The following is a 14874-nucleotide window of genomic DNA, read 5'->3' as shown; positions in this document are numbered from 1 at the left end:
CTAAATTATTGATGCATAAATAATTCACTAAAATACGAACTTACCCTATCACTGGAGCCGCCTGCGGTACTGCACCATGGGCGCCATGGCTGACATGCAAACCCTCTGTAATTCCCCCTCCGATACTGGCGGCGGCGTCGCTGGCCGCGAGGCCGGTCTCGCCCATGATGAACACCAGGCCGTGCGCCTGTGGCTGCGGCTGATGACCTGCAGCACCCAGATCGAGCAGGTGATCCGCAGCAAGCTGCGCACCCAGTTCGCCACCACCTTGCCGCGCTTTGACTACCTGGCCCAGCTCAGCCGCTTTCCCAAGGGCCTGCGCATGAAGACCTTGTCCGAGTACCTGATGGTCACCGGCGGCAACATCACGGGCCTGACGGACCAGCTGGTGGCAGAAGGCTGGGTGGAGCGGGTGGCCGATGACGAGGACCGCCGATCGATGACGGTGCGCCTGACGCGCAGCGGAAAAAAGCAGTTTGCTGCCATGGCCAAGGCGCACGAACAGTGGCTGGAGCATTTGCTGGCACCGTTGGGCGCGGATGCCGCGCGCGAGCTGTATGACCAGCTGGGCCTGCTGCGGCAGATCGTGGGCCAGCGCGCGGAGCAGGTGGCCGGCTGACCCCCCCCCATGACAGAGAGCCTGCGGACCGCCCTGGTCCGCAGGCTCTCTTTCCCTCAGCGGGAGTTACATCGCGGTATCGGCCTGGCTGAGGTCGCCATCGGCCTCATCGGTCTCCAGCACCTCGGGCATCTTGACAATCGTGGTCGGCACCCGGCTGTGGCGCGCCACCTCGCGCGAGACCGAACCGATCAGAATGCTGCCCAGCGTGCTCTCGCCAGTGGCGCCGATCACGATCAGGCCACAGCCCTTCTCCTCGGCGATATCCAGCAACGTGGCATGGATGTCGCCCAGCCGGATCTCCACCTCATAGGACACACCGGCCAGACGCAACACATCGAGCGCCGGGGCGACCAGGTCCATGCCGGCCTCCAGGCTGGCGTTGGCGATCAGCTCCGAATCCTGCGTGGCCAGCTCCAGAAAGCTGGCTTCCTTTTGCACATGGGCGACCACGACATGGGCGCGCAGGCCCTGCTGCACCAGTTGCACGCCGTGCTGTACCGCTTGCAGCGAGTTGGGCGAACCGTCGACGGCGATCATGATGTTGAGCATGGGCTTCTCCTTGGCAGTGAAAGATCAACCCAGTGTAGCGACCTGCCGGCGCCCCCTGTGTCAGAGACGGACCTGCGAAACCCGCCGCGCCGTCAACTACCGCACATCTGCGAAAATGACCGGTTATGCTGCAGTTCGACCTCCTCAAAACCGATCCCACCAGCCACGCACGCCGTGGCACGCTCACGCTCAACCATGGCGTGGTGCAGACCCCCATCTTCATGCCGGTAGGCACCTATGGCACCGTCAAGGGCGTGATGCCGCGCAGCCTGGAGGAAATGGGCGCCCAGATCATTCTGGGCAATACCTTCCACCTGTGGATGCGTCCGGGCCTGGATGTGATGAAGAGCTTTGGCGGCCTGCATGGTTTCGAGAAATGGGACAAGCCCATCCTGACCGACTCGGGCGGTTTCCAGGTCTGGTCGCTGGGCGCGATGCGCAAGATCACCGAAGAAGGCGTGCATTTCCAGAGTCCGGTCAATGGCGACAAGCTGTTCATGTCGCCCGAGGTCAGCATGCAGATCCAGACGATTCTGAATTCGGACATCGTCATGCAGCTCGACGAGTGCACGCCGTACGAAACCAACGGCAAGAAGACCACCGAGGCCGAAGCGCGCAAGTCGATGGAGATGAGCCGGCGCTGGGCCAAGCGCTCCAAGGAAGAGTTCGAGCGCCTGGGCAATCCCAACGCGCTGTTCGGCATTGTGCAGGGCGGCATGTTCAAGCACCTGCGCGAGGAGTCGTTGCAAGGCCTGCTGGAGATCGACTTCCCCGGCTACGCGGTGGGCGGTGTCTCGGTGGGTGAGCCCAAGGACGAGATGCTGGACATCATGCAGCACACGCCCCACCTGCTGCCCGCCAACAAGCCGCGCTACCTGATGGGCGTGGGCACACCCGAGGACCTGGTGCAAGGTGTGGCCGACGGCGTGGACATGTTCGACTGCGTGATGCCGACCCGCAATGCGCGCAACGGCACCATCTTCACCCGCTACGGCGACCTGAAGATCCGCAACGCCCGCCACAAGACCGACCACCAGCCCATCGACACCTCGTGCACCTGCCACGCCTGCGCCGGCAAGAGCGGTGTGAGCTGGGACGACGGCGGCCGCGACGGCTTCAGCCGCGCCTACCTGCACCACCTGGACCGCTGCGGTGAGATGCTGGGCCCGATGCTGACCACCATCCACAACCTGCACTACTACCTGAACCTGATGCAGGAAGTGCGCCAGTCGCTCGATGCCGGCAGCTTTGCCCAGTTCCGTGCGCAGTTCAAATCGGACCGGGCCCGCGGTATCTAGGCAGCAGCTTCACCGCGCGAGGCTAGCAAGGCCGCGCGGCCCAAAGCGTGGGAACCACGAGACAGCGGCGTGAAGCGCTTGACAGCCACTGCGTAACCTACAACACCGTACCCTCACCCGCTTCGCGCCTGGCTGCAAGCCGCAGCTGCCTGCAGCCACCGCGCTGCTTGGCAGCTGCGTTTTCTCAAGTGATGCACCTGCTGGCATGGTCTTGTAGCTTCCAATTTGGAAGCAACAGTGATTGACTTAGGTTATTGACTGGGCAAAACGTCGTGAAAGCCTTGCGCCGCAACGGCCCTCGGTCTGCCCGGCAATGCGCGACTCGCCCACAAGGTCGCACCGATATCTGTGCCAATGAGCGGGTATATTTCGCCCATCCCCCTCATTCCCATGCCGACCGCGTCGTCCGTCCACCCCTTGGAGCAACCCTATAGCGGTCGCTTGCTGCTCTGCGCCAGTATGGCCGTGTTTGCGGCAGCGATGGTGGGCATCCTGCTGCGGCCACTGGGCTACCTGTCGGTGTTCTGGCCGGCCAACCAGATCGTGCTGGTGCTGTTGCTGCGCTACCCCCAACTGGTGCGTCCGGTAGCAATAGCGGCGCTTTTCGCCAGCTTCGTGCTGGCCGATCTGATCACCGGCACTGCGCTGTGGCACTCACTGGGCTTTACCACCGCCAACCTCTGCGGCGCCATTTGTGGATGGCTGTTTCTGCGCCGGCAGTCGCAGCGCGATCTGCAGATGGAAGGCCAGTACTCCGCGTTGCTGGTGTTCTTCGCCAGCGGCATGGCGTCGCTGGCATCGGCCCTCATTGGCGGGCCGATCAGCGCCTGGGCCTTTGAGCTGTCGGTCACCCAGGCGGTAGTGATGTGGTGGACCGGCGAATGGATGAATGCCATGGTGCTGCTGCCATTTTTGCTGGCGCTGCCGTCGGCACGCAGCGCGGCCGCCGCGCAGGAGCGCCGCGTCTGGGCCTTGAAAATGCTGCCCGCGCTGGCCGTCGTGGTGCTGGAGACGAGCAGCTACCTGGTGGGCAACAAGGTCGGCTCTCTGGTGTTCTCGCTGCCTGCGCTGCTGTGGTGCGCGCTGTCCTACCGCATCCTGACCACGGCCATCATCACGATGGTGGTGTTTGTGACCAAGGTCATCGTGATATCGAACATTGTGGGGTTCATCCCGGCCAATGTGCTCGATGTCGCCAGCCTGCGCCTGGGCATCACGATGCTGATCCTGGGGCCCCTGTCGGTGGCCGGCTCCCATGCGGCGCGCGCCGAGTTGCTGCACCGCATGCGCTACCAGGCCCACCACGACAGCCTGACCGATGTGCTCAGCCGCAATGGCTTCGTACAGGCCAGCCACGTGCTGCTCAAGCGCCTGACCCATGAAGGCAGCTCGGCAGCAGTGCTGATGCTGGACCTGGACCACTTCAAGCGCGTCAACGACAACCATGGCCACGCCAGCGGCGACCGCCTGCTGCGCGATGTCAGCCGGGTGCTGACCGATTCCCTGCGTCCGCAGGATGTGCTGGGCCGCGTCGGTGGTGAGGAATTCGCCGTGGTGCTGCCCCATATCAGCTTCGACGATGCCACCGCGATCGCCGATCGCCTGTGCCAGACCGTGCGCAGCGGCCACTTTCAGACGGCCCACCACGAGCCGTTGCAGGCCACCCTCAGCATCGGCCTGGCCTACAGCGCAGCACTGCAGCCTGGCGACAGCCTCGAAGACCTGCTGCGCGAGGCGGACCTGGCGCTCTACCAGGCCAAGGCCCGGGGCCGCGATTGCGCGGTCTGGACGGCGCCACGCTAGGCATCCGTGCGGGCTGGCGGGCTCAGCGCAGCAGCACCGGCGCAGATGCCAGCCCGCTGCGCTGCATGAACTGCAAGGCCGAATCCACGGTGGTGGTTTCGATATGGCCGGCAAAGCGCTTCTCGGGCGGGTGGTCGTCAAAGGCGATATTGGCGCGCGTGATGCGGCCGCCCAGCCGTGTCATTGCACCTATGCGCAAATCACTGGGCTGGTAGCCTTGCAGCTGCAACCAGGCCTGCGCCTGGCCCCGGTCCTGCACGGTCTGGGGGGCCATGGCCTGGGCCAGGGTCTCCAGCGCCCACTGGTTGCTTTGCTGGTAACGCTGGCTCCACGGATAGGCCAGCATGCTGTAGCGCGGCTCATGCAGCTGCAGGGGCTGCGCGTTGGCCGACAGCGCCAGCAGCAGTTTTTGCTGCACCGCCGGCGCGGGTACCACCATCACTGCCTGGTAGCGCCACAGGTCGTCCAGAAAGAACTCGCCCAGGCCCTGGCGGTAGACATGGGAGGCGGCCGTGCCACAGTCATTGAGCTTGTGCACCACACGCCAATCGCCGGTGGCCGATTTGTAGGCCCAGCCCATGTGCGAGAACTGCAGCTGGTATTTGCGCAGGTCCTGGCCCTGGCGGCCCAGCAGCACCACCTGCGCGCCACTGGCATCCAGCGTCTGCGCCACGTTTTGCGCCAGGTTCAGGCTCTGGCGCACGCTGTCGAGCGTGGGCTTTTGCGGCTCGCAGCTGCGGCCTGCCTGGGCGGCCGTAGCGGCCAGCAGTGCAGCGGCCACCAAGCTTAAGCGTAAAGAGGTCCACATTGCGCGTCTCCCGTGTTCACAAGCGCTCGTTATAGAGCAGCGCCTTACCCACCTCATTGGGGATAAAGGCAATCACCTCGCCAGCGGCTGACAGCAGCACGCCGGCTCCCACCACGCTGACAAGGATGGCGGTGCCCACACCGGCGGCGCTGGCGCCCAATGCGCCAGCCGACAGCTCAATGCTGGCCGCTGCGCCGTCCGATGCGCTCTCCAGCAACCAGACCGTGCCCTTGGCCGATGCCTGCACGCCCTTGACGATGAGCTGGGCGCCATCGACCGACAGTGCCACTGGAATGGCGACCACGCTGGTCGATGCACCCACCGAGGCCGCAGTGCCGACAACCACCGATGCAATCGGCAGCGCCGAGAGCATCAGCGAGGCATCGCTTTGTGCGTGGGCTGCCGGGGCGGTGGCCAAACCCAGCACCAGGGCGGTGCTGGCCAGGGTGGCAGCAGCGCGGCGCTGCCATTTGCTGAACGTAAGACTGAACATGTGCTGCTCCTGTGTTGGCTGCATCATCCGATGGGCGCTCACACGCGCTCCTGGGGGGTGCCCACGTCCGGTTCGCGGGGCACACTGCGCATGCTGCGAGCACGGTGGATAGCGCTGGCCAGGTCCGATTCATGCTTGTCGCGCAGCATCTTGGCCAATGTGAAGGCGGTGGTGATCATGTACATCCAGCTGACGCCCAGAAAGGCCTTGTAGGTGGGGTTGATGTCCATGCCCAGCAGGCCCCAGCCGGTCAGGCCCATCGCAATCGCAAAACCGCCCCAGACCACGAAGCGCCACATGGGGGTATCGCCGGCCGATTGGCTGCTGTCCGCTTGCTTGTCCCGCACGAACTTGGCCAGCACGAACGCGGCCGAGAGGCAGAACATATAACCCATCACCATGAACGCCTGTTCCAGGTGTTGCCCTGGCAGCCAGGCCAGGCCGATCGCACACATCGAGATCGCAATACCGAACGAGATCCATACCTGGTATTGCCATGCACGGGTGTCACGTTGAACAGGGTGGGAGGATTGAGACATGGGGGGTCGGAGCAACGGGGCCCCGCTTTGGTTGAACACGGCGCCATCATGCAGGCAGGCGGCGGCGCCAGCATCCGCATTTAATGCCGGTAGCATTTTCAAAAGATACGGGTATCAAAAATCAATACTTCACGACCGCTCCTTGTCGCTGGGGTCATGGGCCTGGCCAAGGCTTCCGTGGCATGATCCCAGGCATTCAAACCAAGACCCAGACAGGAGACCGCCGTGCGCCAGCCGCCCCACCACCAGCCCCCCACCCCGCATGCTGACCCGGCCGAACTGGCCGAGTGGTGCGATGCCTTCGACGGACTGTTGGCCGCTTATGGCTCCGCGCAGGGCAAGGAACAGGCGGCTGCACTGCTCGATGCGCTGCTGGCCCACGCCCGCAAGCGCCATGTGGCCTGGAAGCCCTCGGGCAACACGCCCTACGTCAACACCGTCACGGTGGATGAGCAGCCGCCCTACCCCGGCGATGTGGAACTGGAGAAAAAGCTCTCGGCCATCCTGCGCTGGAATGCACTGGCGATGGTCGTGCGTGCCAATGCCGCCCATGGCGAGCTGGGCGGCCATATTGCCAGCTATGCCTCGGCCGCCGATCTGTTCGAGACCGGCTTCAACCATTTCTTCCGCGCCGATGATGGCCACCAGGCCGCCGACCTGGTGTACTTCCAGCCGCACTCGTCGCCAGGCGTCTATGCCCGCGCCTTTCTGGAAGGGCGCCTGGGCGAAGAGAACCTGGCGCACTACCGGCAGGAGCTGGTGGCCGCCAGCCAGGGCATCCAGGGCCTGTGCTCGTACCCGCATCCCTATCTGATGCCCGAGTTCTGGCAGTTCCCCACCGGCTCGATGGGCATCGGCCCGATCAATGCCATCTACCAGGCGCGCTTCATGCGCTACCTGGCCGACCGGGGCCTGGCAGACACCGCGGGCCGCAAGGTCTGGGGCTTTTTTGGCGATGGCGAAATGGACGAGCCCGAATCCATTGCGGCACTGACCCTGGCTGCGCGCGAAGGGCTGGACAACTGCATCTTCGTCATCAACTGCAATTTGCAGCGGCTCGACGGCCCGGTGCGCGGCAACGGCCGCATCATCGATGAGCTGGAGGCGCTGTTCAGCGGCGCGGGCTGGAACGTGGTCAAGTGCCTCTGGGGATCGGAGTGGGATGCGCTGCTGGCGCGCGACCACAGCCATGTGCTGGCCCGCACCTTTGCGCGCACCGTCGATGGCGAGTTCCAGACCCTGTCGGCCAACGATGGCGCCTTCAACCGCGAGCATTTCTTCAACCAGAGCCCCGAACTGGCTGCGCTGGTGGCGCACCTGTCCGACAGTGACATCGACCGCCTGCGCCGGGGCGGGCACGACCCGGTCAAGATCCATGCCGCCTTTGCCTGCGCCGCTGCGCACAGCGGCCAGCCCACGGTGGTGCTGGCCAAGACGATGAAGGGCTACGGCATGGGCAGCATGGGCCAGGGCCGCATGACATCGCACCAGCAAAAAAAGCTCGGCGCCGAGGACCTGCTGGCTTTCCGCGACCGCTTCAACCTGCCGCTGAGCGACGACCAAGCCACCTCGGCTGCCTTCCTCAAACCGGCCGATGGCAGCGCCGAAATGCGCTACCTGCACGCACGGCGCCAGGCCCTGGGCGGCTTTTTGCCGGCGCGCAGAGGCCAGGCCTCGCCGATGGCCGTGCCCGGCCTGGAGGCCACCGCAGGTTTTGCGCTGCAGGCCGATGGCAAGCCGATGAGCACGACGATGGCCTTTGTGCGCCAGCTGGGCAACCTGCTCAAGGACCCGGCCCTGGGGCCGCGCATCGTGCCCATCGTGGCCGATGAGGCGCGCACCTTCGGCATGGCCGGGCTGTTCCGCCAGGTGGGTATCTACGCGCCGTTTGGCCAGCTTTACCAGCCCGAGGACAATGCCTCGATGCTGCTCTACCGCGAAGACAGCAGCGGCCAGATTCTGGAAGAAGGGATCAGCGAAGCGGGCGCGCTGTCGTCCTGGACGGCGGCCGCCACCAGCTACAGCACCCATGGCACGGCCATGCTGCCGTTCTTCATTTTCTACAGCATGTTCGGTTTCCAGCGCGTGGGCGATTTGATCTGGGCGGCCGCCGACCAGCGCGCACGCGGCTTCCTGATCGGCGCCACCTCCGGCCGCACCACGTTGGGCGGCGAAGGGCTGCAGCACCAGGACGGCAGCAGCCTGCTGAGCGCCTCCACGGTGCCCAACTGCAAAAGCTACGACCCCGCCTTTGCCGGCGAGCTGGCCGTCATCATCGACCATGGCATGCAGCGCATGCTGCAAGAGCAGCGCGACGAGTTCTTCTACATCACCGTCACCAACGAAAACGTGGCCAACCCCAGCCTGCCGCACGAGGCCCATGAGGGTGTCATCCGGGGCATGTACCAGCTGCAGAGCGGCCCGGCACAAAGCACGCGCCGCGTACAGCTGCTGGGCAGCGGCGCCATCATGGGCGAGGTGCTCAAGGCCGCCGCTATTCTGGAGCGCGAGCATGGCGTGGCCGCCGATGTCTGGAGTGTCACCAGCTATGCCGAGCTGGCCCGCGATGGCGAGGCCCGGCTGGAGCGCTGGCGCGCCGGTGAGGCCAGCGCACCCAGCTGGTTTGCGCAGCAGCTGGAGGCTTCGCAAGGCCCCATCATTGCCGCCAGCGACTATGTGCGTGCGCTGCCCGAACTGGTGCGCGCCTACCTGCCCACCGATGAGCGTGGCCTGCCGCGCCAGCATTACTACACCTTGGGGACGGACGGCTTTGGCCGCAGCGATTCGCGCGCGGCGCTGCGCCAGCATTTTGCGGTCGATGCCGCCGCCATCGTGCAGACCTACCTGCGCAGCCAGCAGGCCTGAGCCTCATCAAGAACCTGTTCTAAAAAGGGGTGCGCAAAAAAGCCAAGCCAGTGTGCACAAGCGCCCAGACAGGCGTATAGCTCCTGAATTGATAGCTGCCAAGTCTTTCGCACAAGGCTCCAGCAGCTATTTTTATGCCCTCCCTGCGCTCGGGCAGCAGCCGGGCAGCGCGTGGTTGCCCCAATACCGCCCGGCGCTGTGCATGCCAGTATCGGAGCCATGCGGCAGCCGCATGGACACAACACCATAAACATCAGGAGCAACTATGCAACGCACTCGCCTGGCGCAAGCCCTGGCCACCTTCGGACTGCTCGGCCTGACCGCCGCGATGGATACCGCCCATGCGCAGGACAAGGTCAAGATCGGCTACATCTCCGACATGTCCAGCCTCTATGCCGACGTCGAAGGCAAGGGCGGCGCCACCGCCATCCAGATGGCCATTGACGACTTTGGCGGCAAGGTGCTGGGCAAGCCGATCGAAATGCTGGTGGTGGACCACCAGAACAAGGCCGACATCGCTGCCAGCAAGGCCCGCGAATGGATCGACACCCAGAACCTGACAATGATCTTCAGCGGCACCAACTCGGGCACCGCACTGGCGCTGGCCAAGGTGGCTGATGAGAAAAAGCGCGTGATGATCAACAACGGCGCCGGCACCTCGGCGCTGACCAATGAGGCCTGCACGCCATACACCATCCATTACGCCTATGACACCGTGGCGCTGTCCAAGGGTGCGGCGGGCGCCATTGTCGAGGGCGGTGGCAAGAACTGGTTCTTTCTGACGGCCGACTATGCCTTTGGCCATGCGATGGAAGCCGATGCCACCAAGGTCATCAAGGCCAAGGGCGGCGCGGTGGCTGCAGCCGTGCGCCACCCGCTCAATGCCTCCGACTTCTCGTCCTTCCTGCTGCAGGCGCAAAGCTCCAAGGCCCAGGTGCTGGCGCTGGCCAATGCCGGTGGCGACACCATCAACGCCATCAAGGCCGCCAAGGAATTCGGCATCGACAAGACGATGAAGATCGCGCCGCTGCTCGTCTTCTACAGCGACATCCACAGCCTGGGCCTGAAGAATACCGCCGGCATGCAGTTCGTCACCAGCTGGTACTGGGACATGAATGACGCATCGCGCAAGTTTGCTGACGCCTACATGAAGAAGACCCAGCGCCGCCCCACCGAAATCCAGGCCGCCGACTACTCGGCCACGATGAACTACCTCAAGGCCGTGCAAGCCGCCGGCACCACCGATGCCGACAAGGTAATGGAGGCCTGGCGCGGCATGAAGATGGACGACTTCTTTGGCTCGGGCACCCTGCGCGCCGACGGCAGCTACATCCACGACATGTACCTGGTCCAGGTCAAGACGCCGCAGGAATCCAAGGGCACCTGGGACTACTACAAGATCGTCAAGAAGCTTCCCGGTGACGAGGTATTTACGACCAAGGAAGAAACCAAGTGTGCGCTGTGGAAGTGATCTGACCCCAGCCTCCACCACCACGATGCCTGGCCATGCCAGGCATTTTTCTTGCATGAACACGGCGGCCCCAAGGCACTAGAAGCCTTGTCACAGGCTGTATTTTGTCGTCCCCCATAATGGGCCTGCCATCCGTAGAAAAGGAAATCCTATGTCCCAGACTCCCAATGCCGATTTCGACTCCCTTCTCCCGGGCCGCGCCACCTTGGCCGGCAGCACCCGCCGCAGCGCCCTGCAAATGGCGCTGGGGGTGGGCTACGCTGCAGCGGCCGTGCCGGTGATGGCGCAGACGGCCATCAAGACCCCCGATGCCGGGCTGACGGCGGGCACCATCCAGTACACGGTCGATGGCTTCCAGGTCAGCGCCTACCGCGCAGCGCCCGCCGGCAAGACCAACCTGCCGGTGGTGCTGGTGATCCAGGAAATCTTTGGCGTGCACGACTACATCGCCGACACCTGCCGGCGCCTCGCCCAGCTGGGCTACCTGGCGATTGCGCCCGAACTGTTCGCGCGCCAGGGCGATCCGCGCAAGTACACCGAGATCAGCCAGCTGCAAAGCGAGCTGGTCAGCAAGGTGCCCGATGCCCAGGTCATCAAGGACCTGGACGCCGCGCTGGCCTGGGCCAAGGACAACGGTGGCGACACCAGCCGCGCCGGCATCACCGGTTTTTGCTGGGGCGGGCGCATCACCTGGCTGTATGCCGCGACCGGCAAGGTCAAGGCCGGTGTCGCCTGGTACGGCCGCCTGCAAGGCGCTGCCAATGACCTGCAGCCCAAGCACCCCATCGACCTCAGCAGCGCACTCAAGGCGCCGGTGCTGGGCCTCTATGGCGGCAAGGACCAGGGCATTCCGCTGGAATCGGTCGAAGCGATGAAGCAAAGCCTGCAGCAGGCTGGCGCTGCCGGCAATGCCGCTGCGGCGGCCTCCAGCTTCCATGTCTATGCTGACGCGGGCCACGCCTTCCATGCCGACTACCGCCCCAGCTACCGCAAGGATGCAGCCGAGGACGGCTGGAAGCGCATGCAGGACTGGTTCAAGACGCATGGCGTGATCTAAAGTCTGGTCAGCAGCTCAGCAAGACAAAACCCCTGCCAGCGCGGCATGTGCTGGCAGGGGTTTTTTGCGTTGTACCGCAGCCCGTCGTGGGCTTTAGTTCGAGGGGTTGTCGCGCCAGAACAGGTCCCAGGGGTCCATTTCCTTGCCGTCGGGGAAGCGGCACAAGGTGTTCTTGCCCTTGGGCGTATTGAGGATGGCGCCGCCCATCTGCACACAGTAGGCCGAGGCGGGGCTGCGCGGGCCGGCATAGACGGTGGCGCGTGTGAAAGCCTCCTTCTCTTCAGGGTCATGCAGCGGCTTCAGGCCCGACGTACTGGTGCAAGCGGCCAGGGCGGACATGGCCACCAGGGCTGCCACGCTTTTGTACAGAATCGTTAGAGAGGTCATCACAAAGCCATTCGTTGTCCAGCCTGCATTATCCCAAAGCGGGCGAACCGCTGCCATGGCCGCCCTCCTGGTCCAGCAGTTCGCCTACGCGCTGGCGCAGCTGCTCGGCCGAGCATTCGGCGGCCGGGCTGGCCGCACCGATGCGCAAGCTCACGCGGTTGAAGAAGCCACGGCGGAACGGCCGGGTCATCGCGCCCTTGGGCTCGATGCGGCTGAAGAACGAGCCCCAGAGGTTGGACAAGGCCATCGGCACGACGGGCACATCCAGCCCATCGGCACGCGCCTGCTCCAGGATCTTCATCACACCGCCCTTGAATACCTGCAACTCGCCATCGCGGGTGATGCCGCCTTCGGGGAAGATGGCCAGCAAATCGCCCTCGCGCAGCACCTGCGCGGCCCTGGCAAAAGCGGCTTCGTAAACGGCAGGGTCTTCGCTGCGGGGCGCCACCGGAATGGCCTTGCAGAGGCGGAACAACCAGCCCAGCAAGGGCGTGCGGAAGATGCGGTAGTCCATCACAAAGTAGATCGGGCGCGGGCTGGCGGCCATCATCAGGATGGGGTCGACAAAGCTGACATGGTTGCAGGTCAGCAGCGCCGGCCCGCTGGTGGGAATGTGGTGGGCACCCTGCACCCGAAAGCGGTAGACGACGTTCGTAATCAGCCAGGCAATGCAGCGCAGCAGGTATTCGGGCACCAGCAGGAAGATGTAGGTGGCGACGATGGCATTGGCAATGCCGGTGAACAGGAAGATCTGCGGCACGGTAAATCCCGCCCCCAGCAAGGCACCGGCGATGACCGAGCTGGCGATCATGAACAGCGCATTGAGAATATTGTTGGCCGCAATGATGCGGGCGCGGTGCGTGGGCTGGCTGCGCAGCTGGATCAGCGCATACATGGGCACGCTGTACAGCCCGGCAAACAGCGACAGCAAGGCCAGATCGGCCATCACGCGCCAGTGCGCCGGCTGGCTGATGAAGGCCAGCGCCGTCCAGGCCTGGGCCGGCTGCGCCAGCCCGCGCGATGCAAAGTACAGATCAATCGCAAACACGCTCATGCCGATGGTGCCGATGGGCACCAGGCCAATCTCCACCTGGCGGCGCGAGAGCACCTCGCACAGCAGCGAGCCCAGGCCGATGCCGATGGAAAACACCACCAGCAGCAGCGAGGCCACATGCTCATTGCCATGCAGCACCTCCTTGGCAAAGCTGGGGAACTGGCTCAGGAACACCGCACCGAAGAACCACATCCAGCTGATACCCAGCAGCGAGCGGAACACAACCACATTGCCATGGGCCAGCTTCAGGTTGCGCCAGGTTTCGCTCACCGGGTTCCAGTTGATGCGCAGGCCCGGGTCGGTGGCCGGTACCACCGGCACGCCCTGGGCCGTCAAACGCCCCACTACCGCCAAGCTAAAGCAGGCCACCGCGACCGAGGCATGGCCGATCTCAGGCAAGGCCACCAGCAGGCCACCCACCACATTGCCCAGCAAGATGGCGACAAAGGTGCCCATCTCGACCATGCCATTGCCGCCGGTCAGCTCATCGTCGCGCAGCACCTGGGGCAGGTAGGCAAACTTGACGGGCCCGAACAACGTGGAATGCAGGCCCATCAAAAACACACAGCCCAGCAGCAGCGCCGGGCTTTCGATCCAGAAGCCCAGGCCGGCGATCAGCATCACGCCAATCTCCAGGTCCTTGACGAAGCGGATCATGCGGTGCTTTTCATACTTGTCGGTCAGCTGACCCGAGGTGGCGGAGAACAGCAGAAACGGCAGGATGAACAGTGCGCCGATCACCAGGCCCGCCATCGCGGGCGGCATCCAGGCCACCTGCAGCTGGTAGGTCACCATCACCGTGAACGCGAACTTGAACAGGTTGTCGTTGGCAGCCCCGGCAAACTGGGTCCAGAAGAAGGGGGCAAAGCGGCGCTGGCCCAGCAACGCAAACTGGTTGGGATGGTCTGGCGCCTCAGCGGCGGGCACAGACGGGGCATGTGGACGGTTCATGGAACAAGCATCTCCTGGCGGATCTAGGGCGGTAGGTGGTCGGTACCGGGCATTCAGCGCAAACGCCCTGCCCCCAACGCGCCGCCCCCGATTGTGCCTGCGGACGCGCTGTTTGCGTGCGCCCGGTGGCGCAGTTGCTGCAAGCTGCGCAGCAAAGGCAGCACCGCCAGCGCAGCAGCCAGGTGCTTGAGCGCATGGCCGGCCACCAGATGGCCGCTGCCCGCCCAGACGGCGGCATCGCCCAGCTCAAACAGCTTGGCCAGCGCATACCAGGCCACGATGGCGGCCAGGGGCCAGCGGATGAGCTGCGCGGCCGGCGGGCTGCGCTGCTGCCACACGGCCAGTACCACGAGCAGCACCATGCCCGCGCCCTGCAACACGGCCCAGGGCAGCAGCTGCCCCGTCTGCAACCAGATCCACAGCGCCAGCGGCCCGCCCAGCAGCACGCACAGCGCCGTCAGCCAGGCAGCGCGGGCGTTGAGCAGCGACTGCAGCGCCAGGCCCAGCACGCCGGCAAACACTGGCACCATGCCCATGCGGTCCCAGAAGACGCGCACATCGCCGGGCAGCAGGTGGTAGTAGGACGAGCCCAGGGCTGTCAGGACCAGGCCGCCAAAGACCAGCAGCAGCCAGGGCGTCGCCCTTTGGGTGCGCAGCGTCTCTGCAGGCGTTTTGAACGTGGCCAGCAAGCCCCAGACACCGAGCAGCAAGAACGGCAGATTGCTCAGCACATCGGCCGCATTGACCAGGCCCAGCAGCGGGCGCTGGTCGGCAAAGTCATGGTAATGGGCCGCCTGCGGCACATAGGGCCCCAGGCAGGCCAAGGCCAGCATGGCGGCATAGAAGGCATACAGCGCGTATTCCGCAGCCGGGCTGCGGGGGCTTGGGGGGTGGGTGGTATCAGTCATGGCCTGCACTGTGCCGCCGCGGCGCCAGAGCGTCTCGGAATGCCGGCGCGATCCCCTATGATGGCACCC

13 protein-coding genes are annotated in these 14874 nt (G+C 64.8%); 6 read left to right on the top strand and 7 right to left on the bottom strand.

All coding sequences use genetic code 11. From position 1 onward, the window contains the following. Positions 1-85: 85 nt before the first annotated feature. On the top strand, positions 86-619 hold the full coding sequence (locus ACHWUQ_RS05240; protein WP_394680520.1) for a MarR family winged helix-turn-helix transcriptional regulator: 534 nt from the start codon (positions 86-88) through the stop codon (positions 617-619). 66 nt (positions 620-685) lie between these two features. Here ACHWUQ_RS05240 and ACHWUQ_RS05235 read toward each other — a convergent pair whose 3' ends face one another. Further along, positions 686-1171: a universal stress protein gene (locus ACHWUQ_RS05235; protein WP_312416980.1), complete on the bottom strand. Its 486-nt coding sequence runs from the start codon at positions 1169-1171 to the stop codon at positions 686-688. Between the two features lie 125 nt (positions 1172-1296). On the opposite strand from ACHWUQ_RS05235, the gene tgt reads away from it, so the two are divergent. Together tgt and ACHWUQ_RS05225 are read left to right on the top strand one after the other, a co-directional pair. Beyond that, entirely contained in the window at positions 1297-2469 is a 1173-nt protein-coding gene (gene tgt / locus ACHWUQ_RS05230) for a tRNA guanosine(34) transglycosylase Tgt (RefSeq protein ID WP_239810532.1), read from the top strand. Between the two features lie 390 nt (positions 2470-2859). Next, on the top strand, positions 2860-4272 hold the full coding sequence (locus ACHWUQ_RS05225) for a diguanylate cyclase (protein WP_312528805.1): 1413 nt from the start codon (positions 2860-2862) through the stop codon (positions 4270-4272). Between the two features lie 22 nt (positions 4273-4294). Here the strand turns inward: ACHWUQ_RS05225 and ACHWUQ_RS05220 are convergent, their stop codons facing one another. Genes ACHWUQ_RS05220 through ACHWUQ_RS05210 form a run of 3 tightly spaced genes read right to left on the bottom strand, consistent with a single transcriptional unit; the run spans position 4295 to position 6112 of the window. Further along, positions 4295-5080 (bottom strand): DUF2145 domain-containing protein, encoded by a 786-nt coding sequence (locus tag ACHWUQ_RS05220; RefSeq protein ID WP_394680519.1) that lies wholly within the window; start codon positions 5078-5080, stop codon positions 4295-4297. A 16-nt stretch (positions 5081-5096) separates the two neighbouring features. After that, positions 5097-5573: a hypothetical protein gene (locus ACHWUQ_RS05215; protein ID WP_394680518.1), complete on the bottom strand. Its 477-nt coding sequence runs from the start codon at positions 5571-5573 to the stop codon at positions 5097-5099. A 38-nt stretch (positions 5574-5611) separates the two neighbouring features. Beyond that, the gene (locus ACHWUQ_RS05210) at positions 5612-6112 is read right to left on the bottom strand and encodes a YiaA/YiaB family inner membrane protein (protein WP_394680517.1); all 501 of its coding nucleotides are present in this window, start codon (positions 6110-6112) and stop codon (positions 5612-5614) included. A 225-nt stretch (positions 6113-6337) separates the two neighbouring features. On the opposite strand from ACHWUQ_RS05210, the gene mdeB reads away from it, so the two are divergent. The 3 genes from mdeB (at position 6338) to ACHWUQ_RS05195 (ending at position 11505) form a co-directional block, all read left to right on the top strand. Continuing rightward, positions 6338-8977: an alpha-ketoglutarate dehydrogenase gene (gene mdeB / locus ACHWUQ_RS05205; RefSeq protein ID WP_394680516.1), complete on the top strand. Its 2640-nt coding sequence runs from the start codon at positions 6338-6340 to the stop codon at positions 8975-8977. Between the two features lie 265 nt (positions 8978-9242). After that, entirely contained in the window at positions 9243-10448 is a 1206-nt protein-coding gene (locus tag ACHWUQ_RS05200; protein WP_394680515.1) for an ABC transporter substrate-binding protein, read from the top strand. Positions 10449-10599: 151 nt separating this feature from the next. After that, entirely contained in the window at positions 10600-11505 is a 906-nt protein-coding gene (locus ACHWUQ_RS05195; RefSeq protein ID WP_394680514.1) for a dienelactone hydrolase family protein, read from the top strand. Between the two features lie 93 nt (positions 11506-11598). Here ACHWUQ_RS05195 and ACHWUQ_RS05190 read toward each other — a convergent pair whose 3' ends face one another. Genes ACHWUQ_RS05190 through ACHWUQ_RS05180 form a run of 3 tightly spaced genes read right to left on the bottom strand, consistent with a single transcriptional unit; the run spans position 11599 to position 14805 of the window. Then, positions 11599-11892, bottom strand: a complete 294-nt coding sequence (locus tag ACHWUQ_RS05190) for a DUF333 domain-containing protein (protein ID WP_230778588.1) — start codon at positions 11890-11892, stop codon at positions 11599-11601. A gap of 28 nt (positions 11893-11920) precedes the next feature. Continuing rightward, on the bottom strand, positions 11921-13897 hold the full coding sequence (locus tag ACHWUQ_RS05185) for an MFS transporter (protein WP_394680513.1): 1977 nt from the start codon (positions 13895-13897) through the stop codon (positions 11921-11923). A 53-nt stretch (positions 13898-13950) separates the two neighbouring features. Then, positions 13951-14805, bottom strand: a complete 855-nt coding sequence (locus ACHWUQ_RS05180) for a hypothetical protein (protein WP_394680512.1) — start codon at positions 14803-14805, stop codon at positions 13951-13953. Positions 14806-14874 lie beyond the last annotated feature (69 nt).

Origin of the sequence: uncultured Comamonas sp. (assembly GCF_964277875.1) — a bacterium.
Lineage (GTDB): Bacteria > Pseudomonadota > Gammaproteobacteria > Burkholderiales > Burkholderiaceae_C > Comamonas > Comamonas sediminis.
This window is presented reverse-complemented; position numbering and strand designations above follow the sequence as displayed.